The organism is Photorhabdus viridis (assembly GCF_040256935.1).
In the GTDB taxonomy this organism is placed as follows: domain Bacteria; phylum Pseudomonadota; class Gammaproteobacteria; order Enterobacterales; family Enterobacteriaceae; genus Photorhabdus; species Photorhabdus viridis.
Genome location: NZ_JBEJZY010000033.1, coordinates 1 through 26,940 on the forward strand (window position 1 = coordinate 1; position 26,940 = coordinate 26,940).

Below are 26,940 nucleotides of genomic sequence, written 5' to 3' on the forward strand. Positions count from 1 at the left end.
GATGATATAAAAATACTTCTTCCTGTTTTTTCGGATAATCCTCCCCCTTTTTTCAGGGCTTAAATCCTGCCAAATTAACCGTTTTATCCCTTTTTTTATTATGTTCTTTTTAGGATTTTCCTCATAAAATGTATTTCGGTGCTGGAGGTAAATCTGATAGTTTAGCAATAAGAATAATTTATTAATTAATATTATTTGTTTCGTAAGGTATATTATTTTTAGTATTTATAGCTTGCTAGCTAACTTCATAAATCTTGTCTTTTTGTATTGATTTTCTTAATTTTTAAGTAAATTAACCTTATTATCTTTTTATATAAAAATGAAATTGTTTCCTGTTTAAAATATTAAAAATTTATTAATTATTGTTATGTTGGATATCGTAGTATGAACAAAATGAAATAATTTCAGCTTACTTGTAAAGCCTCGACATTCAGCTAATACTTAGTTAGATTTAGCTGTCTAGAAGTCTAAATATGTAAACGGATAAAAAAATCGAGGTTATAGCATGCCAATTTGTATACCGGATGAATTACCTGCTGTGAATTTCTTACGAGACGAAAATGTGTTCGTGATGACATCTACCCGTGCAAATATTCAAAATATACGTCCGCTAAAGGTATTGCTGCTTAACCTAATGCCAAAGAAGATTGAGACAGAAAATCAATTTTTACGATTGCTATCCAACACACCTTTACAGGTAGATATTCAGTTACTCAGAGTAGATAACCGGAAGTGTAGAAATACGCCTATTGAGCATTTGAATAACTTTTATTGTGATTTCGAGCAGATAAAACATCAAAATTTTGATGGTTTAATTGTCACTGGTGCTCCATTGGGGTTGGTTGAATTTGGCGATGTGGCATATTGGGGGCAGATCGAAAGAATAATTAGTTGGGCAAAGGAGCATGTAACTTCTACTCTATTTATCTGTTGGGCAGTACAAGCAGCGTTGAATATTTTGTATGGTTTGCCGAAGCTTACCAGAGAAATAAAATTATCAGGTGTTTATTATCATACTACTCTTGACCCTCTGGCACTTTTGACCCGGGGGTTTGATGAATCTTTTTTTGCTCCTCATTCCCGCTATGCGGACTTTCCTGAACAGGTTATTCGTGAACATACTGATCTGGATATTCTTTCCTGCTCTGAAGATGCAGGCGTGTATTTACTGGCGAGTAAAGATAAACGCATGGTGTTTGTTACGGGTCATCCTGAATATGATGCCGGAACATTGGCTGGTGAATATTTACGTGATTTAGCGGCAGGTCTGGATCCAAAGATCCCAATAAATTATTTTCCAGATAATAATCCAGAAAGAAAACCATTAGCATCATGGCGCAGCCACGGGCATTTATTGTTTTCTAACTGGCTGAATTACTATGTGTACCAGATTACGCCATATGATCTTACCTACATGAATCCAACACTGGACTAATATCTTCATAAATGGCTGAATCTCAGCCATTCTATTCCCCAGATTTTTTTCTGATCTTCTGTCAAAACATCGCACTTTTTGTAGTTTATCTTATATAACAAAAACTTAATAAAATCATCATATAATTTATGGAATCGATTTCTCTAATTATGTATAGGTAATTTGTCATTTAAATCATTGTTTTTAATTGAATAAAATTAATTTTTTAAAAAAATGGAAATCGTTTTTGATTTATTTTGAATATAGATTACTCTTATTCAGGTGTGCTTTAAAATGAGGGTGAGTGAATGACGCAGCAAACTTTAGTGACTGAATTATCGTTTATTAAGCGATTTAGAGCGGCAGAACAGGAAATTTTGACGCCTGAAGCGGTAGATTTTCTGGCAAATCTGGTGGTTCAGTTTACTGATACACGGAAAAAACTATTAGTGGATCGCGATGTTTGGCAGCAGAAAATTGATGGCGGTGAATTGCCTGATTTTATTTCGGAAACTAGTTCCATTCGAGAAAGTAAATGGAAAATTCAAAACATTCCAACCGATCTCCGTGACCGCAGAGTAGAAATCACTGGACCAGTAGAACGGAAAATGGTGATCAACGCTTTGAATGCGAATGTAAAAGTTTTCATGGCCGATTTCGAAGATTCCTTAGCACCAGCTTGGGATAAGGTTATTGAGGGGCAAATTAATTTACGTGATGCTGTTAATGACACAATTTCTTACGTTAATGAGCAGGGTAAACAGTACCAGTTACAATCTGATCCGGCTGTTTTGATCGCACGGGTAAGGGGGCTTCATTTACCGGAAAAACATGTTCTCTATCAGGATGAACCTATTGCCGGCGGATTGTTTGATTTCGCGCTCTATTTTTACCACAACTATCAGCAATTGCTGGCAAAAGGGAGTGGTCCTTATTTCTATTTACCCAAAATTCAGTCTTACCACGAAGCGCTTTGGTGGAGTGATGTGTTTAGTTTTGCAGAGGATCGTTTTGATTTACCGAGAGGCACAATCAAAGCAACGGTGTTGATTGAAACTCTGCCCGCTGTATTTCAGATGGATGAGATTCTTTACCATCTTCGTCACCATATTGTTGGTCTTAACTGTGGTCGCTGGGATTATATTTTCAGCTATATCAAGACATTGAAAAATCATAGTGACCGGGTTTTGCCTGATCGTCAGTCTGTCACGATGGATCAGCCATTCCTGAGTGCTTATTCCCGCTTACTGATCAAAACCTGCCATAAACGCGGAGCATTTGCGATGGGAGGAATGGCCGCCTTTATTCCAAGCAAAGATACTGAACACAACAAATGGGTGTTAGATAAAGTCCGGGCGGATAAAGAGTTGGAAGCGCGTAATGGCCATGATGGTACATGGGTTGCTCATCCTGGTCTTGCCGATACGGTAATGGAAATTTTCGATAAGGCATTGGGAGAACAGCAAAATCAGCTAGTGATTTCCCGCGAGGAAGATGCGCCTATCACAGCTGTGCAATTGCTGGAACCTTGCCCAGGAGAGCGCACTGAAGAAGGGATGCGCGCCAATATCCGCGTAGCAGTTCAATACATTGAAGCCTGGATTTCAGGAAATGGGTGCGTGCCTATCTATGGCTTGATGGAAGATGCTGCGACAGCAGAAATTTCTCGGACATCCATTTGGCAATGGATTCATCATGAAAAATCATTATCCAACGGTAAAAAAGTAACAAAAAACTTATTCAGACAAATGCTGGAAGAGGAAATGGAGGTCATTAAGCAAGAAGTTGGAGAAACACGTTTCAGCCAAGGGCGATTTAACGATGCGGCCGAGTTGATGGAGCATATTACGACGCAGGACGAACTGATAGATTTCCTGACACTGCCGGGATATCAATTGCTCGATTAAGCAACAAATAATAATAAACCACTATTATCCGATTAATTTAATAAAAGATTAGGAAGTAGAAGTCATGACAATCTCTAGAACTCAACAAATCGCTCAATTGGAACAAGAATGGAAAAGCGCTCGCTGGAATGGAATTATCCGTCCGTACAGTGCGGAAGAAGTGGTTAAATTGCGCGGCTCGGTTAATCCTGAACATACATTGGCGCAGCTTGGCGCTAAAAAGTTGTGGGAATTACTGAATGGCAAGGCAAAGAAAGGTTATGTGAACTCATTGGGTGCATTGACCGGCGGACAGGCATTACAGCAGGCGAAAGCGGGTATTGAAGCGATTTATCTTTCTGGCTGGCAGGTTGCGGCTGATGCTAACACCGCATCCAATATGTATCCTGATCAATCCCTCTATCCGGTGGATTCGGTTCCGGCAGTAGTCAAACGTATTAACAACAGTTTCCGCCGTGCAGATCAGATTCAGTGGGCAAATGGCATTGGTACTGATAGCCAGGGATATACCGATTATTTTCTGCCAATTGTGGCAGATGCGGAAGCAGGATTTGGTGGTGTTCTGAATGCTTTTGAATTGATGAAAGCCATGATTGAGGCTGGCGTTGCCGCTGTTCACTTTGAAGATCAACTTGCTGCGGTGAAAAAATGTGGTCATATGGGCGGTAAAGTTCTGATTCCGACACAAGAGGCTATTCAAAAATTGGTTGCTGCGCGTCTGGCGGCGGATGTGTCTGGCGTGCCGACACTGCTGATTGCCCGTACAGATGCCGATGCAGCTGATTTGTTGACTTCTGATTGCGACGCTTATGACAGTGAATTTATTACTGGCGAGCGGACTTGTGAAGGATTTTTCCGTACCAGAGCAGGTATCGATCAGGCGATTAGTCGTGGTTTGGCTTATGCGCCGTATGCTGACTTGGTATGGTGTGAGACGTCAACGCCTGATATCGAAATGGCTCGCAGTTTTGCTAAGGCGATTCATGCTAAATATCCTGGTAAATTACTGGCTTACAACTGTTCTCCATCGTTCAATTGGAAAAAGAATTTGGATGATAAGACCATTGCGCGTTTCCAGGCTGAACTGTCAGCAATGGGTTATAAATTCCAATTTATTACTCTGGCGGGTATTCACAGTATGTGGTTCAACATGTTTGACCTGGCACACGCTTACGCGCAGGGAGAAGGCATGAAACATTATGTGGAGAAAGTTCAGGAAAAAGAATTTGAATCCATTGAACGTGGTTATACCTTCTCTTCCCATCAGCAGGAAGTGGGTACAGGTTATTTCGATAAAGTGACCACGATTATTCAGGGGGAAACATCATCTGTTACTGCATTGACTGGTTCCACGGAAGAGCAGCAGTTCTGATTGTTGTGTTTCTTGTTCCATTCAGCCTGCTTATTGCAGGCTGAATATATTGAGGAGTTGCGATGGGGATAGATTCAGCACATCTGATAGCACAAACGATTTTACAAGGATTCGATGCACAGTATGGTCGCTTTTTGGAGGTGACTTCAGGTGCACAGCAACGCTTTGAACAGGCCGATTGGCGCGCCGTTCAGCAAGCCATGAAAAAGCGCATCAATCTTTATGATCACCATGTTGGGTTGGTCGTTGAGCAGCTTAAATGCATACATGGCGCTTTCGGGTATGATGAAGAGTACATTGCCGAAGTGAAGGTGGTTTATACCAGTTTATTACCAGATTATCCCCGATTTGAAATTGCCGAGAGTTTTTTTAATTCTGTTTATTGCCGTTTGTTTGAGCATCGTAACCTGACGCCGGATAAGTTATTTATTTTTACCTCCCAGCCTGCCCGCAGATTTCGGGATATTCCCCGGCCGTTATCGCGTGACTTTTTCCCTGATGGCAATCTTGCCTCAATGCTACGGACAATACTTAATGATTTGCCGCTGCGTTTGCACTGGGAGGATCTGGAGAGGGATATTCGTTACATCACGGATTATCTGCAAAGAGCATTACCAGCCGGAGAATTATTACAGGCGACTTTTCAGATAGTGAATGAACTGTTTTATCGTAATAAAGCTGCCTGGCTAGTGGGTAAAATCCGCATTGAAAATCAGGTTTACCCTTTCTTATTGCCGATCCATCATAACGAATCTGGTGAGATTTTTATTGATACCTGTCTGACCGATCAGGCTGATGCCAGCATTGTATTCGGTTTTGCTCGTTCCTATTTTATGGTTTATGCGCCTTTACCTGCGGCTTTGGTTGAGTGGCTGAGAGAAATTTTGCCGGCCAAATCGACTTCTGAGCTTTATATGGCAATTGGCTGTCAGAAGCATGGTAAGACAGAATATTACCGGGAATATCTGGCATTCATTACCTTCTCCAAAGAGCAATTTATGATTGCTCCCGGTGTTAAAGGTATGGTGATGTTGGTGTTTACTTCTCCTTCATTTGATAGAGTATTCAAGGTTATTAAAGATAAATTTGCGCCACAGAAAGAGGTGACTCAGGAGCGGGTACAAGAGTGCTACCGGTTGGTCAAAGAGCATGACCGTGTGGGGAGAATGGCTGACACACAGGAATTCGAAAATTTCGTTGTTGATAAGGTCCGTATCAGTCCTGAGCTAATGGAAGAGTTGCAGAAAGAAATACCGGAAAAGTTGGAAGATTTTGGGGATAAGATCCTTATCAAGCATTTGTATATGGAACGCCGGATGACACCGTTGAATATCTATATGGAACAGGTGGATGAACAAGAACTGAAAGATGCGATTGAAGAATACGGCAATGCGATTAAACAACTTGCTGCGGCGAATATTTTCCCCGGAGATATGTTGTTCAAAAACTTTGGTGTGACACGGCATGGGCGTGTGGTGTTCTACGACTATGATGAAATCTGTTATATGACGGAAGTTAACTTCCGCGATATACCGCCGCCGCGTTATCCAGAAGATGAATTTGCCAGTGAACCTTGGTACAGTGTGGCGCAAAATGATGTTTTTCCTGAGGAATTCAGGCACTTTCTTTGTACTGACAGTCGCATTCGCCGCTATTTTGAAGAGATGCATAGTGATTTGTTCAAAGCAGATTATTGGCGAGCGCTACAGGAACGGATTAAAGATGGTCATGTGGAAGATGTGTTTGCATATCGCCGCCAACAGAGGTTTAGCCAACGCACTGGGATAGGAAGTTATTCTATTTCCAACGTTTCAGCTTGATTTTGATGAGGAATTGGCAGTTGCCGTTGGCAACCGCCGTTTTCATCAGTAGTTGATATTATTATGTGTATCTACCTAGCAGATAATCAGAAATTAAGATTTAAGGATAGCTGGCATCCTGGATTCCCCAAAAAAAGTCAAGCAGCTAATTTTTTTGGGGAAATTCAGCGTTTATCGATTACCTTGGTTGTTCAGGCCAATCAATATCGTTCTCCTGTGAAATATCTACCCGGTTAAGCATTACTCTATATTCTTTCCATGCCGATAAAGCTATTTTCTCTTCTTCAGTAGCAATATCTAGATCAACAGCATCTTGTAATGGTGCGATTTGCTTTATTGCCTCAGCCATTAATTGCTGCTTTTGGAATTGAGCATATTGTTGTAATTCATCTTTTGTGGGTGGAGGAATATCAGCCCATTCTGGCAAGCCATTTTTACCGGCTATACGGTATTTTCCTTCTGGTGCGTTATTAGCGGCATATTCATGATAAATATCACTATTGATTTCCATAATATCATCCGGCAATGAACCAGCCGCAATATAATTCTCTTTCAACTCTATTGGGTAGAATGCATTGGTTTTTGCACTGTAATAATACATAACTAATATCCTATCGCTATCCAAAAGAATGGACTGTTCCATCTGGCATTTACCCAAGAGTTTAATAAATCGAAAGATGAGCTATCAATTACATTTACGTAGCCAATAACTGCCCCCATACTACCTATTTTGCTCTGGATAGGATTAATATTCACAGAATAATCCATATTGGAAAAACTAATTGGTAATTGAATACGAGCTACATTGCCACTTTGGATCACGTCAGTGCGTCCCCATTGATAAATTACACCGGTATCTCCACATTTCCACCAGCCATTAGTAGCTTTACCGGCTGTATTCTTATTACCTTTAGCATTAATCTTTTTATCAACTTCAATACTAATTTTCTTGTCTAATTCAGTATCGATTCTCCTGTCTACTGCAATATTAATTTTTTGGTCTATTTGTTCTGGTGTGTATACACCGATATCTACGGCACCCAAATGAATATCCTCAGACAATTCCTTACCATTCACTTTCCGAATATTAGGCACTCTATTACTAAGCTTTTCATTAAACGAATCTGCTAATTCTTGGGTAAGCTTTTGTGTCGCGGCCAACGTGCTGCTATTACCAAGCTGGTCTGTAAGCTGAACAATGCCTTCCTGTGCTAATGAAGCACTTGGAATTTCCGTTGTGATTTTCTGCTCTAAAGCTCTATTTAATTGTGTAGTGAGTTTGACGATATCGCCATCATCCAAAACATCATCGCTAGATTGTGTAGAGATAAAATTAGCTACCACAGATGATATCGTTGATGACTGACGCAAGACTTTATTTAATAAGCCAATAGAAATAGTATTGGGTGGAATCCCTGTGTTCAGGTCTCGACTTTCTTCATATTCTCCTTGAGAAACAACATTAGCATCTTGGCTAGCAGAAAAAGCTTTAAATTCATTTTTATTACTCATAATTTCTCCTTAAGGAAAAAATAATGTTTTCATTAAATAAGATTTTGAGTTAATAGATATTAAAATAAAAATTTCCCTTATCATCGAATATCATTTTGATATTGCATTTCAATAATAGTCTCTTTCTGATAAAGAACGATGAAAATTTTTTATAACTTTTAGCAATTAATTATTTTCTTATAGTTAATTGAGGTAATAGAACAACACCTGAAATAAAATTTTGAATTTTTAGATGAACCTCTCACAACAAAAAATCACCGGGTTCAACAAGCTTTATAAGCTCATAAAAACATGCTTAATTATTTATTAGCTTGAATTATCCAGAATTTGTCTATCCTTATATATGTGGACAAAATTTATTGTCAATATTTATAAGCCTACTTTAAGTAAGGGAGAATTGTATGCCATCAAGAAGAGACGTCATGGTTGGAGGATTAAGTCTTGCTGCTGCCGGTATCCTATCTACGGTATCTTCAGCTAATGCTGCAACTGCTAACATAAAACTGCAAGGAGCTTATAAGACAGGTAGTGTAGAAAAAGCCCTTGATATTATTAATCTTTATGATTTGGAAGAAGAAGCTCGTAAACTGATTCCTGCTCCTCAATTTGGCTATATTAGCAGTGGTTCAGGTGATGAATGGACGCTACGTGAAAATACCAGAGCCTTTGACGATTACCAAATTATTCCCCGCTATCTTGCGGGGATAAAAGAACCCGACACAACAACCGAATTACTTGGCAGTAAAGTAGATATACCTATTTTCATTCCACCGATGGCGGCACACGGATTGGCTCATATCTCTGCTGAATTGGGAACAGCAAGAGGCGCTGCCGCTGCTGGCGCCTTGTTTACTGCACAAACTCTGTCTAATTCATCTCTCGAAGAGATAGCAAAAGTGAGTAACGGCCCCAAATGGTTCCAAATTTATTTTACCAAAGATATGGGTATTAACCGTGAACTAATACGTCGGGCTAAAGCTATGGGCGCAACCGCCATCGTATTTACGGTTGATTTAGAGTGGAGCGGTAATAGGGAAACTGATAGACGTAATAAATTTACCTACCCACGTTCACTTCCATTTCCTAATATTCCTGGCGCTCCCGCTGGTGCGCCATTATCAGAGATTATAGCGCTATTTAAACGTGATCTTGGTTTTAAGGATCTGGAATTTCTTGCCAAAGAATCAGGTCTTCCAATCATTGTAAAAGGTATTCAATCTGCCGAAAATGCTAAAGAATGTGTTGACCACGGAGCCGCAGCTATTCAAGTCTCTAACCACGGTGGTCGGCAATTAGATACTGTCCCGGCAGCAATCAAGTCATTACCAGGCATTGTTGAAGCTGTTGGTCGTCACATTCCGGTCTACTTAGATGGCGGTATTCGTCGCGGTATTCATGTGTTTAAAGCTCTCGCATTAGGTGCCAAAGCTGTCGCTATCGGCAGACCAATTTTATATGGACTGGCATTGGGCGGAGCGCCAGGCGTGACTTCCGTTTTAAACCTGCTTAAGGATGAGCTGAAACTTAGCATGAAACTGGCGGGGTGCGCAGCTATTAAAGATATTGAGAGAAAGTTTATCAGTTTAATTTAACTCATTAACTGATAACGTAAATATCAGCCCCGTTTCATTTAAAGTAGGTGATTTCAGGAAATGGGGTAAATTCTGTTAACCACGGTGGTTTTTATAATTTAACCAGTAAAATAGCATTTTCACCTTCCCCCTGAAGTATTCTTCAAGGGGAAGTATTTAATATAAATATTAATGAAGTATACGAGATGCTGACGGCTCCGTGAGATCAATTTCATACCTTTGTTGTTCTTCCATTCTACTGCGTAAAACATCTTCTACTAATGCAGAAAACCCTGTCATCATTTGCCGTTCCATAATAACGCCTTTTGGCTCAGGCCACGGCAGGCTGGCAATTGGCCAGTCACAATATAATTTATAATAATTAAACTGCTCCAGCCGATCTTTACTCTTGTCAAAATCATTACTCCAGTAGGCATTACCCAACCGGAAGTTTGTATAAAACTCATCAAAGCTGCTAAAGATTTCATAAATATAATCAGCGGTTTTCAGCATATTTTTCCATGCCACTTCTTCACTGATATAACCAGCACAAAAACAGTTACGGCTTAAAACAATTGCAAGCCACAAATCAAATCCCCACACCAACGCAGGTGGGCGCCTATTAACAGTTTGAGAACATTTACGAATAGAGTTAGGTGTTACTTCAACTAATTTGGCAAGAACTTTAAACATTTTGCCATCATTAAGCGCAGCATCAACAGAAAAATGTTTTGAATGCACCCCACCCCACAAACCAGTTAACATTTTCATATAACCTTCTTCATCAATAATTCCCCAGTCACTGTATAGTTGGGATTGATGTTCCTGAGTAGATGATAATGGGAGCAGGTAGTAACGATAGTTATCATGAGCAACCCGTGACTGCAAAGGATAATGCTCCAGAGTTTCACTCCAAAAGCCCTGCCAATAGTCACTCACAATATTTAACCGCAATACCTGGCGCTTTTCTTCCGGTAAAAAAGATAAACCTGCTTGTTGATAATAACGCCGTTGTTCCCATTCAGGACGTTTAATAATACGATAAATAATAACTAAAAGTAACATTACTGAAAATAATGCTGCAATGACTACTTGTGCCAGAAGTAAATAGTCTATAGCAGGAACGGATACATTATCTATTATAAATAATACAATTGCCACAGATAATATAATTCCCATACAGACTGCAATTACAAATAAAATATTAATCAATGCGTATAATGAACTCAGAAAAGGTAACTTTCTTTTTTCACAGATAATATTCTTTATTACCTGATAGCCTTTAGCAGGAAACTGCCTATAATGAGGCTGATTTTGTAAAAGTTCTTTCATCACAAATGATTCCTTTCCGAAAATTATCTACCATATATGATAATTCTTATCTGTATTATCACAAACCTCGATAAAACATTATTTTTGCTGCTAAGTATCAATTTAACCAAATTAACTCTATCAGGGGACAAGCACAATGAACTTTTCTGGAGAATATTTTCTATCGTAGAAACATGATAACATTCCAATATTGTTATCATGCTGGCTGTAAGGGGCGTAATGAAACTGATCAACCAAAAAAAGTTACTGGAACAAGCCGAAGCTATTTGCCTGACACGGGGAGTTCGCTTTACTCCGCAGCGGTTTGAAGTTTTGCGTCTGATTTCAGAGCAACCCGGCGCAATCAGTGCTTATGATTTACTGGATTTATTGCGGGAAGCAGAACCACAGGCTAAACCACCAACCATATACCGGGCACTGGAGTTTCTGCTGGAACAGGGATTTATTCATAAAATAGAATCCACCAACAGTTATGTGCTGTGCCACCATATCGAACAACCAAGCCATACATCAGCAATGTTTATTTGCGATCGCTGCGGTTCTGTTACAGAACGGGATGGTGGAGCCGTTGAATCCGCTATTCAACAGTTAGCAAAAACTGCTGGATTCAGTTTACGCCATACTGTCATTGAAGCGCATGGTTTGTGTTCCTCTTGTGCAGAGATTGAATCCTGTACTGAGCGGGATGAATGTCAGCACGACCACAGTATTGAGGTAAAAAAGAAATAGAGAACCTGTAAATAGCGGCAGGCAACCGCAGAATCATGTTCAAGATAATCATATTGATAAACCAATAACATGATTCTGCTGGAATATTGCAACTTTTTGACAATCACCAAAAAACAACGATTCGATATTTTACTATCAAAACCCATCACCGTTACGAATCACCCCGACGGCTAATCCTTCTATTATCAGGCTCCGTTCACGCAGATCCACCACGATTGGCTTAAACTCAGGGTTTTCTGCCAATAATTCAACTTTATTTCCAGTCTGTTTAAAACGTTTTACAGTTACTTCATCTTCAATACGGGCAACAATAATCTGCCCATTACGAACATCCTGTGTTTTATGCACAGCCAACAGGTCACCATCCATAATCCCAATATCTTTCATGGACATACCGCTGACTCTTAACAGGAAATCCGCACTTGGCTTAAACAGTGCAGGATCAATCCGATAATGACTTTCAATGTGCTCTTGCGCCAACAGTGGCTCACCTGCGGCTACACGACCAATCAACGGTAAACCAGATTCTTCTAGCAGCAAACGGATACCCCTGGATGCCCCGGCAACAATCTCTATCACCCCTTTGCGAGCCAATGCTTTTAAATGCTCTTCAGCCGCATTAGGTGAACGGAAACCAAGACGTGATGCAATTTCAGCACGCGTTGGCGGCATACCCGTTTGCGAAATGTGGTCACGCACCAAGTCATAAACCTGCTGCTGCCTTACGGTAAGTGCTTTCATTTCACCCCCTGTGTGTTTATACAGTCAAACTGTGAGTATATACAGGTAAATAGCGATTGGGAACCTGCCAGGGCAGAAAATCAGTCTAATATAGTATAATGACTCATTATTAAACTAAATCAGGTCACAAAATAGTGCCAGAGAATAGTACTCCAGACAATTAACGACAGCATCATCGTCAGAAAGACCGCCGCCGATCCCATATCTTTTGCCCGGCCGGACAGTTCATGGAATTCACTGCTAATACGATCAACGACAGCTTCAATAGCACTGTTCAGAATCTCCACAATCACCACCAGCATCACTGAACCAATCAGTAAAATGCGTTCAATTGCGCTGATATCCAGATAAAATGCAACAATTACCGCCAATATAGATATGATTATTTCCTGCCGGAAAGCCGCTTCATTTTGCCACGCAGCCCTGAGGCCTTTCATCGAATATACGGTTGCTTTGATGATACGGGTCAGTCCCTTGGATTGATTTGCCATAAGTTACTCGCACCAAATATAGGGTTATTTATCACTTTTAACTTTTATTATCGTCTTAACATAACAGATCTCAATACTTGTTTCTGGTATGCTTGCGACGTATTGCTAACAGGAGGCTTCAAGTTATTTATGTCAGGTTGGCGTAAAATATATTATAAATTATTGAATTTACCACTAAAAATACTGGTAAAGAGCAAACTTATCCCTAAAGATCCCATTACCGAATTACGGCTCGATACGACACGTCCGATTCTGTACGTATTGCCGTATCACTCCAAAGCAGACTTACTGACATTACGTCAGCAATGTCTTGAGCAGGATCTGCCGGACCCTTTAAACTCACTGGAGATAGGTGATACTGAGCTTCCGGGCTATGTATTTATTGATAATGGCCCACGCGTATTCCGCTATTGCGCACCAAAGCAGGAATCCGTAAAAATTTTCCATGCTTATCTGGATCTGCATCGTAATAATCCAAACTTGGATATTCAAATGCTGCCAGTTTCTGTCATGTTTGGTCGTTCACCCGGACGTGAAGGACACAGCACCCCACATCTGCGGCTACTTAATGGTATCCAAAAATTCTTCGCCGTTCTCTGGCTGGGCCGGGACAGTTTTGTGCGTTTTTCAAATACAGTATCTTTGCGTTATATGGCAACTGAACATGGCACGGACAAGACCATTGCTCATAAGCTAGCTCGCGTGGCGCGAATGCACTATTCACGCCAACGTCTGGCGGCAGTGGGGCCGCGTCTGCCTGTTCGTCAGGAGCTGTTTAATAAGCTGCTGGCTTCAAAAGCAATAGAAAAGGCCGTTATTGATGAGGCCCGCAGTAAGAAAATCTCCCATGAGAAAGCGCAACAGAATGCTGTTAACATGATGGAAGAGATTGCCGCGAATTTCTCTTATGAAGCGGTACGGTTGTCAGATCGTGTACTTGGTTGGACCTGGAACCGTCTGTACCAAGGGATCAATGTTCATAATGCTGAACGCATCCGTCGTCTGGCGCAAGATGGTCACGAACTGGTTTATGCTCCCTGCCACCGTAGCCATATGGATTATTTGCTGCTCTCTTATGTGCTTTACCATCAGGGTTTGGTGCCGCCCCATATCGCCGCGGGCATCAACCTGAATTTCTGGCCGGCAGGGCCGATGTTCCGCCGCCTTGGTGCATTTTTCATCCGCCGCACTTTTAAAGGTAATAAACTCTACTCCACGATATTTCGTGAATATCTGGGAGAGTTATTTGCACGCGGTTATTCTGTTGAATACTTTATGGAAGGTGGTCGTTCCCGGACAGGTCGTTTGCTCGATCCTAAAACGGGCACCCTGACCATGACGTTACAGGCAATGTTGAGAGGTGAATCACGCCCAATCACTATCGTGCCGATTTATATCGGTTACGAACATGTGATGGAAGTTGCCACTTATGCCAAAGAGCTGCGGGGAGCAACCAAAGAGAAAGAGGGCTTTTTCCAGATGATACGCGGTTTGCGTAAGCTTCGTAATCTGGGGCAAGGCTATGTAAACTTTGGTGAGCCTATCCCGTTGATCCAATATCTTAATCACCATGTTCCTGACTGGCGTGATTCTATTGACCCAATAGAGTTTCACCGTCCCGAATGGGTTAACCCGACAGTCAGTAAGCTGGCCGGGAAAATTATGGTGAACATCAATAATGCCGCAGCTGCTAACGCAATCAACCTGTGTTCAACTGCCCTGCTGTCATCACGTCAGCGAGCACTTACTCGTGAGCAACTGCTTGAGCAACTGGACTGTTATATACAGCTCATGCGCAATGCGCCTTATACAGCCGATGTTACTGTGCCAAAGAAAACCGCAGAAGAGTTGTTAGAACACGCTCTGCAAATGGATAAGTTCGAGGTAGACAAAGACAGTATGGGCGACATCATTATCCTGCCGCGTGAGCGTGCAGTTCTGATGACCTACTACCGCAACAATATCCAGCATTTATTGGTGCTGCCATCACTGATTGCCTGTATCGTGATTGATCATCGCCGTATCAGCCGTGAAGCGTTACTAAGTCAGGTAGAAATCATTTATCCTCTGCTCAAAGCAGAATTGTTTATACGTTACAGCAAAGCAGATCTGCGGGAAGTGGTTAATATCCTGGTTAATGAGCTTACCCGCCAGAGCCTTATCTGCAACAAAGAGCAAGGTATGTTGGTGTTGAATCCAGCGCGTATTCGCCCATTGCAATTGCTGGCAGCCGGTGTCCGCGAAACACTGCAACGTTATGCCATCACCCTCTCTTTACTGAATGCCAACCCAGAAATCAGCCGGGGTGCGCTGGAAAAAGAGAGCCGAATATTGGCACAGCGTCTGTCGGTATTGCATGGCATTAACGCACCTGAATTCTTCGATAAGGCGGTATTCACCACATCAGTAAATACACTGCGTGAAGAAGGGTATATCAGTGATAGTGGTGATGTGATTACAGCAAATACTCAGGAGCTGTATCAAGTATTGAGTGAGCTGATGTCACCTGAAATCCGTCTGACTATTGAGAGTGTCAGTTTACCGGCTGAACACAACGATGCAGAAGAGACAACTAAAGAAGTGTAATTTTTAACATCCGGGGTGATAATGGTTTTTCCCCATTATCACCCGATATATCAAACGTAACTGAAGAAGATACCCAAAAATAGCACTACACCAACATAGTTATTATTGAGGAATGCCTGGAAACAAAGTTCTCTTTCCCGACCTGCAATCAGTTTCTGCTGATAAATAAATAAGGCGCCGGTAAGCAACAATGACCAATAATAGATGCCGCCCAGATTCATCATATAACCCACCAGCAGCAAAACCAGCAACATAGCAAGTTGTAGTAAACCAATAATCAGTTTATCGAAACGACCAAACAGGATAGCAGTAGATTTAACACCAATTTTCAGATCATCGTTACGATCGACCATGGCATATTGTGTATCATAAATAACCGACCACAAGATATTAACCAGAAATAACAGCCAGCATTCTAATGGTAAGGACTCATTAACCGCAGCGAATCCCATCGGGATAGACCAGCCATAAGCTGCTCCCAATACAAACTGAGGAAGATGACTGAACCGTTTAACAAAGGGATAAAACCAGGCCAGCGCCAACCCAGCGACTGACAACCAGATAGCCATCTTATTCAGCGCCAGAACCAACCCGAAAGAAATCAGCACCAGTACAACAAACAGGATCTTACTCTCTTTCTCACTGATGGCGCCACTGGGCAGGGGACGTGCTTTTGTACGTTCGACATAACCATCAAATTTTCTGTCAGCAAAATCATTAATGACACATCCTGCTGCACGCATCAGAAACACACCGGCAGTAAAGACCAACAATATGTACATATCCGGAATACCTTTCCCGGCAATCCATAAAGCCCAAAATGTTGGCCATAACAACAATAACGAACCTATGGGTCTGTCAATACGCACTAAACGGCAATAGGCCTGCCATTTACTTTGCGTCATACTTCCCGCCACTTCTGTTTCCCCCTTGTTTGAATTTTATTTTTTGTATACAGGTGATTCAGGCAAGAAGACTTCCGTTAATAATAATGGTTTGCTTGATAACCTCAGCAATGATCGCCTTGCCCAACGTTTCCCCTGTTGCCCTACATGAATATAATCCCGTGTTAATTTATTGCTACTAAAAAGATATCGCCCAAGTGGGACTGTTCCTAAATCAACCAGACTTTCATCAGGGCCGGTTAATGTTGCTTCAGGAATTAATGTTCTTCCCAATAACCAAGGAATATTATCTCCGTATAACACGACTTCACGCAGCCAGTACCTCTGACAAGTTAGCAAATGCTCACTTTCATCGAAAAGTTCTTCCACTGTGATAAAAGACTCTCTGAATGGTACAACATGAACATGGTCACAGTATTGTTCAAAACGGCGGGTCATTGACCCCAGCTCCATCAGCCAGTCTGAAATCTCGTCAGGCAAGCCGGATGAATCCACCGAAACCCACTGAATAGGCGCCGTTGTTAAGATCGAGTCAGTTAACATGCGATTTTCCATTAGGACAAATTTCTTTTATCCGGTCGTACAATTGATGGGCACTGAGAATACCACGTTGTAGGTATATAGAATAAAAAGTTATGACAAATTCTGTAAATAATGTTTGCCAAAAATAAGCGAATTATGATCAACATAATTCGCTCATACAAATTAAGTCCCTGATTCAGAATAAGTGATTAACGCCATGCTTTAAAGCGGTTAATCAACCCATTTGTCGAGCTATCGTGATCGGCAACCTCTTCACCATCCTCAAGTTCTGGCAAAATACGATTAGCCAGTTGTTTACCCAGCTCAACTCCCCATTGGTCAAAAGTGAAAATGTTGAGAATCGCCCCTTGTACAAATATTTTGTGCTCATACATGGCAATCAACGTACCCAAACTGAATGGGGTAATTTCACGCAACAAAATGGAATTCGTCGGACGGTTTCCTTCAAACACTTTAAATGGCGCAACATGCCCGACTTCAACCGCAGTTTTACCACTGGCGGCAAATTCAGCATCCACTTGCCCACGGGTTTTACCGAATGCCAACGCTTCTGTCTGAGCGAAGAAGTTGGATAACAATTTGTTGTGATGGTCACTCAATGGGTTATGGCTGATCGCCGGAGCAATAAAATCGCAAGGGATCAGTTTAGTGCCCTGATGAATAAGCTGATAGAAAGCGTGTTGTCCATTGGTTCCCGGCTCACCCCAGATAATTGGGCCGGTTTGGTAATTCACCGGACAGCCATTGCGGTCAATATATTTACCATTGGACTCCATATTGCCCTGCTGGAAGTATGCTGCAAAGCGATGCAAGTACTGATCGTATGGCAGAATCGCTTCAGTTTCCGCGCCAAAGAAATTGTTGTACCAGATGCCAATCAGCGCCAGTAATACGGGGATATTTTGCTCAAACTGGGTATGGGCAAAATGCTGATCCATTGCGTGTGCGCCACTGAGCAGTTGTTCAAAATTATCAAACCCAATAGAGAGCGCAATAGACAAACCAATTGCTGACCATAATGAATAACGGCCCCCGACCCAATCCCAGAACTCAAACATATTTTGGGTATCAATACCGAATTTCTTAATTTCCTGCTCATTGGTGGAGAGCGCGGCAAAATGCTTCGCAACATGCACTTCATCACCGGCAGTTTTCAGGAACCAGTCACGGGCAGAGTGGGCATTGGTCATTGTTTCCTGAGTCGTGAACGTCTTGGAAGCAATCAAAAAGAGCGTCGTTTCCGGGTTAAGCGCTTTCAGGGTCTCCGCAATATGGGTCCCATCAACATTAGAAACGAAATGCATATTCAAATGATTTTTATAGGGTTTTAGCGCTTCAGTCACCATATAAGGGCCGAGATCGGAACCACCGATACCGATATTCACAACATCAGTTATCGCTTTACCGGTATAGCCTTTCCACTCACCATTAATCACGCGCTGACTGAAATTTTTCATTTTTTCCAACACAGCATTAACCTGCTGCATAACATCTTCCCCATCAACAATAATTGGGGTATTGCTGCGGTTACGTAGAGCAATATGCAGTACTGCGCGATCTTCAGTACGGTTAATTTTCTCACCGGAGAACATGCTGCGAATAGCCCCTGTGACATCCGTCTCTTCCGCCAGCGTCTGTAACTTTTCCAATGTCTCGGTTGTGATGCGGTTTTTTGAAAAATCCACCAGCATCTGGTCATCAAACGTTGCGGAGAACTTAGCAAAACGATCTTTGTCCTGTTCAAACAACTCACGTATATGAATATTTTTTATCTGTGCAAAATGCTGTTCTAATGCCTTCCAGGCTGAGGTTTGACTAGGATTGATATTTTTCATGGCTATGCTCTCTATCAACTGACTGTAAATAATTGGAGGTAAAGAAAGATTGTAACCCGTAATTCTGTGATTAAAGCTCCCTTTCCTTTAATCGCTGATATTGGTCAAAACAATTAAGTTTTTCTAGCTCTATTTGCCAAGGCGTATAAAAAATAGTTATTCTTCTCTACTATCCTCAATTTCTTTTATGATTCTCCTATCATCATGAAAGATATTGATATAACCCTTCATTACATTGACTCAAACCGGTTAACCCGATATTTCTAAAATTCCATCCAGTCAACATAAGGTTATCGCATGAGTTCTGTTTCATCCTTTTTCTCGGAAACCGGCGGATATGTCGTCGCAAAATTTGGTGGTACCAGTGTGGCAAATTTCGATGCCATGAATAGCAGTGCAGATATCGTACTGGCAAATAAAGAAGTTCGTGTTGTTGTACTGTCTGCTTCTGCTGGTATGACTAACCTATTAATTGCGCTGGCGGAAGGCTGCGATGCAGATAAACGGGCTGATTATCTGAAACAGATCCAAACCATTCAATATGCGATTGTTGATCGTTTGCACATATCTGATGTTATTCGTCAGGAAATCAACCGGTTGCTGGAAAATATTAAAACGCTTTCTGAAACAGCATCGCTGGCAACTTCGGATGTACTGACAGATGAAATGGTCAGCCACGGAGAGCTGATGTCCACGCTGTTGTTTACCGAGTTGCTTCGCCAGCGTGGTACTGATGCCGAATGGTTTGATATTCGCAAAATTATGCGTACCGATGATCATTTTGGTTGTGCGGAACCAAACAACACACAGCTTAGAATACTGGCAACTGAACATCTCTTACCTCATCTGAAAAATACCCTGATTGTCACTCAAGGTTTTATTGGCCGTGAAGAGAAAGGCTGTACCACCACACTGGGACGTGGTGGCAGTGACTATACTGCGGCACTGTTGGGGGAAGCCCTCAACCTGAAGCGTGTTGATATTTGGACAGATGTTCCGGGGATTTACACTACTGACCCACGAGTCGTTCCGGCTGCCCAACGAATTGATAAAATTGCCTTTGATGAAGCGGCTGAGATGGCAACATTTGGTGCTAAAGTCCTGCACCCGTCAACGCTGTTTCCGGCTATTCGTTGTGGTATTCCTGTATTTGTTGGTTCCAGTAAAAATCCCCAGGCCGGCGGTACGCTGGTTTGCGATACGACGGAAGCACCACCCCGGTTCCGTGCTATCACCCTGCGCCGGCAACAAACATTACTGACCTTGCACAGCTTGAAAATGCTACACGCACAGGGATTTTTGGTTGAAATATTTACCATCCTGTCACGTCATAACATCTCCGTAGATTTGATCACCACGTCTGAAGTGAATGTGGCATTAACACTTGATACTACTGGCTCCACCAGCACAAATGGCAGCTTGCTGACCAATGCACTGATGACTGAGCTTTCAACGCTGTGCAGGGTTGACGTGGAAGAAGATTTGGCGCTGGTGGCGATTATTGGTAATCAGCTTTCTCAAACCAGTGGATTAGGAAAACAGGTTTTTAGTGCGCTGGAAAGATTCAATCTCCGTATGATCAGTCACGGCGCCAGCAACCATAACTTGTGCCTGCTTGTCCAAGGCAACGACGCAGAACAAATTGTTCAAACGCTTCATCAGCATTTATTTGAGTGAGTGAATATAGTTTCGTAGACCTTGATATCCCTCTCAGCCAAAAGACTGAGGGGCATATTATGTTAAAAAATCAATAAATGTAGTCTAAAGTGGGTCGGTAATAATTCAAGTCAGTTTTAAGTGAGAAAAAATAAGATGATTTACTTGGTTATTTTATGTTAATTTTTCCATTTATCCTACCATCCAATAGATGATAATAAAACACAAAATAATATTATTATTACATTTATATTGATCTCTTGTAAATTTACATTCCAAAAATAAAATAACTTTTACTTATTCCAATATTTAACATTGGAATCCTCATCCTACTAAGATAAATTAAAATTATCTTATACATCATAAAAAACAAGTTAAAAACAGGAATAACAAATGAAAGAAAATATAGAATTACATCCCCCATATAAAAATGCTACAGGAATAATATTATCTTTAGAATCAGGAACAGGAAACCCCTATCCCAATAGTACAGAAATTAAAGTTAAACAAAATAATGACCAACAATCTAAATTTTATTTAGATTGGAATCTGGATGTGAACATGAATATTGGTTTGTCCATAATATATAACACGTTACTATCTTCATTTCAGCAAAAAAATAAGGTAACAATAACTTATGAAGAGAAAAATAATTTTAGATATATACGCTCAGTGAAAATAATTTCATCATAGAAAATAGACCAATATCAAAATAACTATTAACCATGACAGGTGATCAGCTCAGTATTTTTAGCCACATCATTGATCACCTGTTACCCAACATTAAAAGAAAACTTCTTATAACATCAAATACTATTGGTCGTCCGCAATGTTGACCATAATGCTTTCATGGCCTTTCCTTTGGGGAAAGCGATATATTCCGGTTCAATTAACGACGGCCGCCAGCTCATTTTATATTGACGTTGCGAAGCGGCAGGATAAACAATGCCGCCTTTTGATGACAACCATTTGGCAACTTTATGAAAGATTGCCGAATCATTGAAGTTCCTCTCCTCACCAAACTCCACCAATGGGGTGAAACCTAAATGAAGGTAGGAAACTGTTCCCTCTTCCAGGAAGTCATTAATCGCGGTTTCATTAATAAACTGCATAGTGCCGTCGGGTATGTCTGGTTTCTTTCGGGATAGATTATGAAACCACCCCGATGTTTCCCCCCAAGTGTAACTGTAGACGATATATGCCTGAATCTGTTCTCCCCGAGTTGCAATATAGACTCTGTGCTCACCTGAATTCACTTCCACGGTGTTGAAATCAATCACCAGCTTTTTCAGGGCTTTCGCATGTTTTTCTTTCAACCAAAGCTGATTAATCTGTTCTAGTTGTGGTTTAAGCCGATAATATTCCTCTTGCGAGCTTATCTCTCGAACAGAAATTCCTGCCCTTCTGGATTTGCTGATTTTATTTCTAAGCTGCTGAAACCGCTTGCCTGTCATGCTATATCCATTAAGGCTTAGTGAATAACTGGCCCCAAGCTGGTTCACAGAAAAGCCATTATTCTTCAACAACACAAAGTCACTCTCATCACCGTGCAAGAAAACTGGGAAAGCCCGTTTTTCTCTGATGAAATTGAGAAATAACTGCAAAAGTGCAGCGCGTTCTTCGTCAGGCGCCAAGATGCCACCCACACACATATGCAGGTTTTTGTCCTGGAAGAAACCCATCGCTCCCTTCTGATTCGTAAACCACTGTGTTTCACTATTGAACAACAGACTACTCAACGGGTGCTTTGCATAGCAAAGCACTTTTCTAAGATGACTGTCGCCAAGAACATCCTGAGCGTTCCCGGTGGTAATAACCTGGGGAACATCAGGCAACATACTCATAACGTTCACCTTGATTCTTCGGGGCATACTGGACCGGGATGAACCCATGCTTCCTGGCGATATCCCGGATGGCTAATGCGTCATTGTAATCAATAGACTTGCCGATGCTTTGATGAACACTCACCTGCTCAAGCGCCACAGCAATGGTTTCCGACAAGCACGCCAGATTGACCCCTGCCGGGACATCGATCAGATTGCAATCGCTGTAAGTGACTTTCTCAGGCTGATAGACCAAACCACCTTCATAAACGTGATGGTTACCGTCACGAATGAAATCGAATGGTCTGGCCGCATCAAAAACAATGGTGGAATCTTTCAAGTAACGCGTATTCAAGAAAGGCTTGCCTTCACTGGTTGCTGAGACGATAAAGTCTGCCTGACTCAAAGATTGTTCATAACTCTCTATCGCTTCTAAACCAAAGGTGCCAATGACTTCAAGAACTTGCTGATGCAACAGACGGGCATCGGTGACACCGGGATTTTGTTTAAAAAGCCATTTTCTCATCTTATCCATGACAGAATCCGGCTGGATAATATCGTGAGTTTTTAACACCGTGGAGAGAAGCGCCTTGGTCAGTTCAGAAAGCAAAATGCGTGCTTTATTGGGTCGGCTAACCAGGATAATCCGGCCAAAGTTATGGGCTAAACCGGTAACAGAAAGCCTGCCTACAGAACCTCTGGCTCCCACGACCGCCAACGTTTGCCGGGACGCATTTTCAGCCAACATTGAACGAATACCTTCAACCACCGCCATTGCCGTCAGAGAATTGCCGTTAGTCACTATCCGGCCCTGCCGATTATTCACCAAGCTGTTACCACCATCAGTAATCACTGATGTATAAGCGCCTAATCCGACTATTTCAGCGCCATTTTTCTCTGCTATATCAAAATATTCCTTCATCAACACCGTCCGTTCTTTCACTGACAATGCCATCATATCTTCGGGGCTGATAGGTGAGAAAAGAAGCATACCGTTAGCGTATGCCGTTGAGCTTTCGACACCAAACTCAACCGCGATATCAGGATTGAAATCAATCGCAGAAACTTCCGTGATCCAGTTACCGAGCTGTTTCTGTTGCTCCGGTGTATAATTCTCCTTTATTGACAGACAATAGGAATGCGCAAGCTCATTGACCGAAGTGGTATGAATCAGGAAAGCGAATTTCTTACCTTCAATCAATTGCGGCACAGGTGTTTTAATCTGGGCAACATTGCTGTTTCTTGAAATTGGATAACTGACCGATGGTGGCGGGAGATCCGCAACAGATAGGTCTATCAAGTGTGAAAACAGAATGTCATACCGTCCATTCTGGACCAGTTTACAGACCTCATCAAAAGCCGTGAAAAACGCTTTAATATCTTCTTTGGCAACGTTAAGCGGCGGCTCAAAACGTACAGAACAAGGGCGGGACATCAATGGCATGGTGAAAATGCCATAGTGTTTCAATAAGAAACTACAAATAATGTAAGCTAGGCCGCCGCTTCGTTGGCTAAAATTGATAAATATGTTGGAAACAGCTTTACTGTCCTGTATTTCAAGACCCCGCATCAAGCCAGCGCCTTGCCAGTAAAAAAGCTCCGGGTATTTAGCAGACAATTGTTCAAGACATTCATCAACATAACTGCTGACTTCCTGAACATGCGTTAACGCCTTACCATTATTTTTCGTCAGATGCTGGATGACGGCAATCCCCATTGTTGCTGCCAGAACATTATTGGCAAACGTGGAACTGTGTTTCTTATCGAACTCGGAAACATAAAGTTCATCTGAATACAACATCGCGCCAATAGGCGAGATACCCGCACCCAACGCCTTAGAAAACAGGAGCACATCCGGTTTCAGGGAGTAGAGCGTGGCCGCACAGAATGCCCCCAACCTGCCGATGCCAGTCTGAACTTCATCAAATACTGACAATGTGCCATTAGCCTTACACAGTTGCAAAATACTGGAGAGCGTATCCGATGGAATCACTTTCATTCCACCTTCTCCCTGTACCGGTTCAATGATAAATGCGGCAAATTCCCGGCTTTCCAGCTTTATTTTTATTTCATCCAGGTTTTCGCTATCAACATGTTCATACAGCTTATCATCGTAAATAAAATCAGCTTTAAACCGATTTGATCCTGTAGCGGATAATGCCGAGTAGGTTTTACCGTGGAAACTGCGATTCAGGCTCAAAATACTTTTTCTGCCAGTTACCAAGCGTGCAAATTTAATTGCCGCTTCTACCGTCTCAGCACCACTGTTAGTAAAAGTACAGTGGGTGTATTTCTCCTTATCTATTTGTTCTGCCAGCATTTCAGCCAATAACCGTACCTTTTTGTGAATATTGGGCTGAAAGAAGATAGGTTCTTTATTCTCAATGAACTTGCTGACTTCGGTGATAGCGAAATCAGGATTATGCCCAAATGGCAATGCGCCATATTGAGCCAAAAAGTCTTTAACAACCCGGCCATCCGATAATGTAAGCCGGTTATTTTCAGCAGACTTAATATCCAGTTCAAGGCCCACAGAGTTTAATAAACTCTCACGATATTGATTAACAAACATAGTTCTCTCTCTTTTTTTAGGTGCGCAAAGTCATGCTGTAAACAGCATGGGAAAATTCTTGAGTTATAAATAAGTGATCTAAAAAATCATTAAGCTGGCTGCATTATTTGGTTAATCATCTGGAATTCTCCTACAGGATGAAATTTGAATAACTGTACAGTGGAATAGAAACTCATAATTTCTGGTGTTGTCATCACCTTAATTCCACCGCAACATCGGAATATGAAATTGGCGGTCTCTTCAAGGATCTTTTCCAAGGTATAACGTAATGCGAGGATCTTATAGACGGCGTTTTCATCCTGACTAGCATAGAAAGCTATCGTCAGCATCTGATCGAGAATGACATTAATCTTATAATTAGCTTGGGTCAGGGGATATTTAATGGATTGTTGTTCTGCCACTTTCTCAGGAATAAAACGAGCAAGCCCACCCAAAACACCAGAGTAAGTATTAGCGGCAAAATAATTAAATAGTGATAAACCGTAGGAAAGAACTGCTTGCTGCTCAAGTCCCTTATAATGAGAAAGACGTTTTGATGAAATTTCAGTATCCGAAAATTTGACTTCTTGATTATCACTTTCAGTAAAAATCCCTAACCGCCAGAAAGGAATAACCTTAATACTCTGCACCGATTTAGAAACCAACGCGACTCTCATTTCATTGTTATTATCTGTATCGCAAACCGATAATACGTAATAATCCGCAATCGAAGACAGAGAACAGGGTTTCTTCGAACCATTAACCAATAGTTTTCCTCCTTTAGAATGCATTTTAAGTGATGGCATAAAAATATTCGCTCCAGGCAGCCCCTCAGCAAAAGCAGAAGCAACCAACGCTTTTGACGTCATCACTTCATTCAATAATGTGTTGTTATCTTCGAATAAATCGGGAAACTTACTGCAAGCCAGTACAATATGATTATGCATAGTTAAGGCAATACCAACAGAGGGAAGCCATGAAGAGACTTCACGAATAGTCTTACCCACCTGATTAAGCCTCTCGATGCTGGATTGAGCCACCAAGCGTAGGCATTGTGAAGCGGCTTCAGAATCCAATAACAATCTCTTCAACCTATCAGGCGTTAAATGCTGATATTTCCCGCTGTTTTTCCTGAGCTCTTCAACAATATCTGTCATTTTCAACTCTCCTTTGCTTATTCAAACAATCCACTGAATAAGCCTGATATCTACACTAAACCCATGTACTTAAGGCGGGACTGTTGCATCTGTTCAACCAAAGAATGAGACAGCTCAAGGCGAGATTCCACGGTAGAATCGGACAACAACATCCCAGGCGCCAACTCATAGCCTTCAATAAAGCGCAAATTGCTCTGCATACCCCGCTGATAGAACATTTCACGCTCCACAAACAGGTCATCAACCGAGACCTGATCCCATAATGCCAATCCTTCTTCTATACACTCAAAAGCTGATTGCTTTAGAGAGCTGTCATTTTCGAGTGCTTTTTTGACAATGTTTGCACACACGGTCAGATGCCTTAATTCATCGGCGTTAGCTCTGGCCTGAGTCTTGGCGGCTACAATATCAAAAGGACGCCATTTGATTTCACTGAGTTCTGAAGTTGGCGCCAGCACCCCTTCCAGAACCACAGTAATGATCAGCACACCTGCGATATAGTCATTTTTCAATACTACCCACTTGTCAAAATAGGTTCTCAATGTTTCCAGCATATGGGTCATTTTTCCCCATAAGAGGCTTTCCATTTTTCCAGCTACGTTGTCGATATCCGCAAAACCTATTCTAACCAGATGTTCCCTGAATAATTTGGCATGTCTGCCTTCGTCAAATATCTGGGTTAGCATATAATCAAAGTTGATATTGTCAGGCGCCTTATCTGCAAGCAGCAGTAATGCCTTAGTCGCTTCATATTCTGAAATCGATTTAAAAGAAAGCTCCCTAATCAGAGATTCCCGCAAATCACCCGGTAAATAAGTTAATTTAGGATCATTGGCGTAATGGTTTTTTTGTCTTTTTTCAACCTTTACCTGTTCAGTAAACCATTCATCCAATCCCCAATCCTTTGCCTGCATTTCTATTTCCGATGCCTGTTTAATTAAGTCCATGATATAAATTCCTATTCAGATAGAGTTATTTCTCTGTAATGCTTCATT

Annotated in this window: 21 protein-coding genes; 9 read left to right on the top strand and 12 right to left on the bottom strand. The window is 41.6% G+C overall.

Annotation, left to right across the window (positions count from 1 at the left end; all coding sequences use genetic code 11):
- Positions 1-505: 505 nt before the first annotated feature.
- The 4 genes from metA (at position 506) to aceK (ending at position 6,513) form a co-directional block, all read left to right on the top strand.
- On the top strand, positions 506-1,435 hold the full coding sequence (gene metA / locus ABR397_RS14860; protein ID WP_350306419.1) for a homoserine O-acetyltransferase MetA: 930 nt from the start codon (positions 506-508) through the stop codon (positions 1,433-1,435).
- Between the two features lie 287 nt (positions 1,436-1,722).
- Positions 1,723-3,321 (top strand): malate synthase A, encoded by a 1,599-nt coding sequence (gene aceB / locus ABR397_RS14865; protein ID WP_350306420.1) that lies wholly within the window; start codon positions 1,723-1,725, stop codon positions 3,319-3,321.
- 64 nt (positions 3,322-3,385) lie between these two features.
- The gene (gene aceA / locus ABR397_RS14870) at positions 3,386-4,693 is read left to right on the top strand and encodes an isocitrate lyase (protein WP_350306421.1); all 1,308 of its coding nucleotides are present in this window, start codon (positions 3,386-3,388) and stop codon (positions 4,691-4,693) included.
- A gap of 62 nt (positions 4,694-4,755) precedes the next feature.
- Positions 4,756-6,513 carry a bifunctional isocitrate dehydrogenase kinase/phosphatase gene (gene aceK / locus ABR397_RS14875; protein WP_350306422.1) on the top strand — a complete coding sequence of 586 codons (1,758 nt, stop codon included), beginning with the start codon at positions 4,756-4,758 and terminating at the stop codon, positions 6,511-6,513.
- Positions 6,514-6,691: 178 nt separating this feature from the next.
- Here aceK and ABR397_RS14880 read toward each other — a convergent pair whose 3' ends face one another.
- Both ABR397_RS14880 and ABR397_RS14885 read right to left on the bottom strand, forming a co-directional pair.
- Positions 6,692-7,114 (bottom strand): tail fiber assembly protein, encoded by a 423-nt coding sequence (locus ABR397_RS14880; RefSeq protein WP_350306468.1) that lies wholly within the window; start codon positions 7,112-7,114, stop codon positions 6,692-6,694.
- A gap of 2 nt (positions 7,115-7,116) precedes the next feature.
- Positions 7,117-8,025, bottom strand: coding sequence for a gp53-like domain-containing protein (locus tag ABR397_RS14885; RefSeq protein WP_350306423.1), 909 nt, complete (start codon positions 8,023-8,025; stop codon positions 7,117-7,119).
- 401 nt (positions 8,026-8,426) lie between these two features.
- On the opposite strand from ABR397_RS14885, the gene ABR397_RS14890 reads away from it, so the two are divergent.
- A complete protein-coding gene (locus tag ABR397_RS14890; RefSeq protein WP_350306424.1) occupies positions 8,427-9,617 on the top strand; it encodes a lactate oxidase in 1,191 nt (396 codons plus the stop codon).
- Between the two features lie 168 nt (positions 9,618-9,785).
- On the opposite strand, the gene ABR397_RS14895 is transcribed toward ABR397_RS14890, so the two are convergent.
- Positions 9,786-10,928 (bottom strand): DUF1266 domain-containing protein, encoded by a 1,143-nt coding sequence (locus ABR397_RS14895; protein ID WP_350306425.1) that lies wholly within the window; start codon positions 10,926-10,928, stop codon positions 9,786-9,788.
- A gap of 219 nt (positions 10,929-11,147) precedes the next feature.
- Here ABR397_RS14895 and zur point away from each other — a divergent pair, with 219 nt between their 5' ends.
- On the top strand, positions 11,148-11,657 hold the full coding sequence (zur, locus tag ABR397_RS14900) for a zinc uptake transcriptional repressor Zur (RefSeq protein ID WP_350306426.1): 510 nt from the start codon (positions 11,148-11,150) through the stop codon (positions 11,655-11,657).
- Positions 11,658-11,792: 135 nt separating this feature from the next.
- Here the strand turns inward: zur and lexA are convergent, their stop codons facing one another.
- Together lexA and ABR397_RS14910 are read right to left on the bottom strand one after the other, a co-directional pair.
- Positions 11,793-12,398: a transcriptional repressor LexA gene (gene lexA / locus ABR397_RS14905; RefSeq protein ID WP_350306427.1), complete on the bottom strand. Its 606-nt coding sequence runs from the start codon at positions 12,396-12,398 to the stop codon at positions 11,793-11,795.
- Positions 12,399-12,517: 119 nt separating this feature from the next.
- Positions 12,518-12,889: a diacylglycerol kinase gene (locus tag ABR397_RS14910; protein ID WP_350306428.1), complete on the bottom strand. Its 372-nt coding sequence runs from the start codon at positions 12,887-12,889 to the stop codon at positions 12,518-12,520.
- Between the two features lie 129 nt (positions 12,890-13,018).
- Between ABR397_RS14910 and plsB the strand changes: the two genes are divergently transcribed.
- On the top strand, positions 13,019-15,475 hold the full coding sequence (gene plsB / locus ABR397_RS14915; RefSeq protein WP_350306429.1) for a glycerol-3-phosphate 1-O-acyltransferase PlsB: 2,457 nt from the start codon (positions 13,019-13,021) through the stop codon (positions 15,473-15,475).
- A 50-nt stretch (positions 15,476-15,525) separates the two neighbouring features.
- Here plsB and ubiA read toward each other — a convergent pair whose 3' ends face one another.
- From ubiA to pgi, 3 genes are all read right to left on the bottom strand, one after another.
- Positions 15,526-16,380, bottom strand: a complete 855-nt coding sequence (gene ubiA / locus ABR397_RS14920) for a 4-hydroxybenzoate octaprenyltransferase (protein ID WP_350306430.1) — start codon at positions 16,378-16,380, stop codon at positions 15,526-15,528.
- 36 nt (positions 16,381-16,416) lie between these two features.
- On the bottom strand, positions 16,417-16,923 hold the full coding sequence (ubiC, locus tag ABR397_RS14925; RefSeq protein WP_350306431.1) for a chorismate lyase: 507 nt from the start codon (positions 16,921-16,923) through the stop codon (positions 16,417-16,419).
- Positions 16,924-17,111: 188 nt separating this feature from the next.
- Positions 17,112-18,758, bottom strand: a complete 1,647-nt coding sequence (gene pgi, locus ABR397_RS14930) for a glucose-6-phosphate isomerase (protein WP_350306432.1) — start codon at positions 18,756-18,758, stop codon at positions 17,112-17,114.
- Between the two features lie 297 nt (positions 18,759-19,055).
- Between pgi and lysC the strand changes: the two genes are divergently transcribed.
- Together lysC and ABR397_RS14940 are read left to right on the top strand one after the other, a co-directional pair.
- Entirely contained in the window at positions 19,056-20,435 is a 1,380-nt protein-coding gene (gene lysC, locus ABR397_RS14935) for a lysine-sensitive aspartokinase 3 (protein ID WP_350306433.1), read from the top strand.
- A 372-nt stretch (positions 20,436-20,807) separates the two neighbouring features.
- On the top strand, positions 20,808-21,107 hold the full coding sequence (locus ABR397_RS14940) for a hypothetical protein (protein ID WP_350306434.1): 300 nt from the start codon (positions 20,808-20,810) through the stop codon (positions 21,105-21,107).
- 113 nt (positions 21,108-21,220) lie between these two features.
- Here ABR397_RS14940 and ABR397_RS14945 read toward each other — a convergent pair whose 3' ends face one another.
- The 4 genes from ABR397_RS14945 to ABR397_RS14960 form a co-directional block, all read right to left on the bottom strand.
- Positions 21,221-22,258 (bottom strand): DUF2156 domain-containing protein, encoded by a 1,038-nt coding sequence (locus ABR397_RS14945; protein WP_350306435.1) that lies wholly within the window; start codon positions 22,256-22,258, stop codon positions 21,221-21,223.
- Positions 22,242-24,809 (bottom strand): aminotransferase class III-fold pyridoxal phosphate-dependent enzyme, encoded by a 2,568-nt coding sequence (locus ABR397_RS14950; RefSeq protein WP_350306436.1) that lies wholly within the window; start codon positions 24,807-24,809, stop codon positions 22,242-22,244. Before ABR397_RS14950 ends, ABR397_RS14945 begins: the two co-directional genes overlap by 17 nt.
- A gap of 89 nt (positions 24,810-24,898) precedes the next feature.
- The gene (locus ABR397_RS14955) at positions 24,899-25,945 is read right to left on the bottom strand and encodes an acyl-CoA dehydrogenase (RefSeq protein ID WP_350306437.1); all 1,047 of its coding nucleotides are present in this window, start codon (positions 25,943-25,945) and stop codon (positions 24,899-24,901) included.
- 50 nt (positions 25,946-25,995) lie between these two features.
- Entirely contained in the window at positions 25,996-26,892 is an 897-nt protein-coding gene (locus ABR397_RS14960; RefSeq protein WP_350306438.1) for a hypothetical protein, read from the bottom strand.
- Positions 26,893-26,940: the final 48 nt, after the last annotated feature.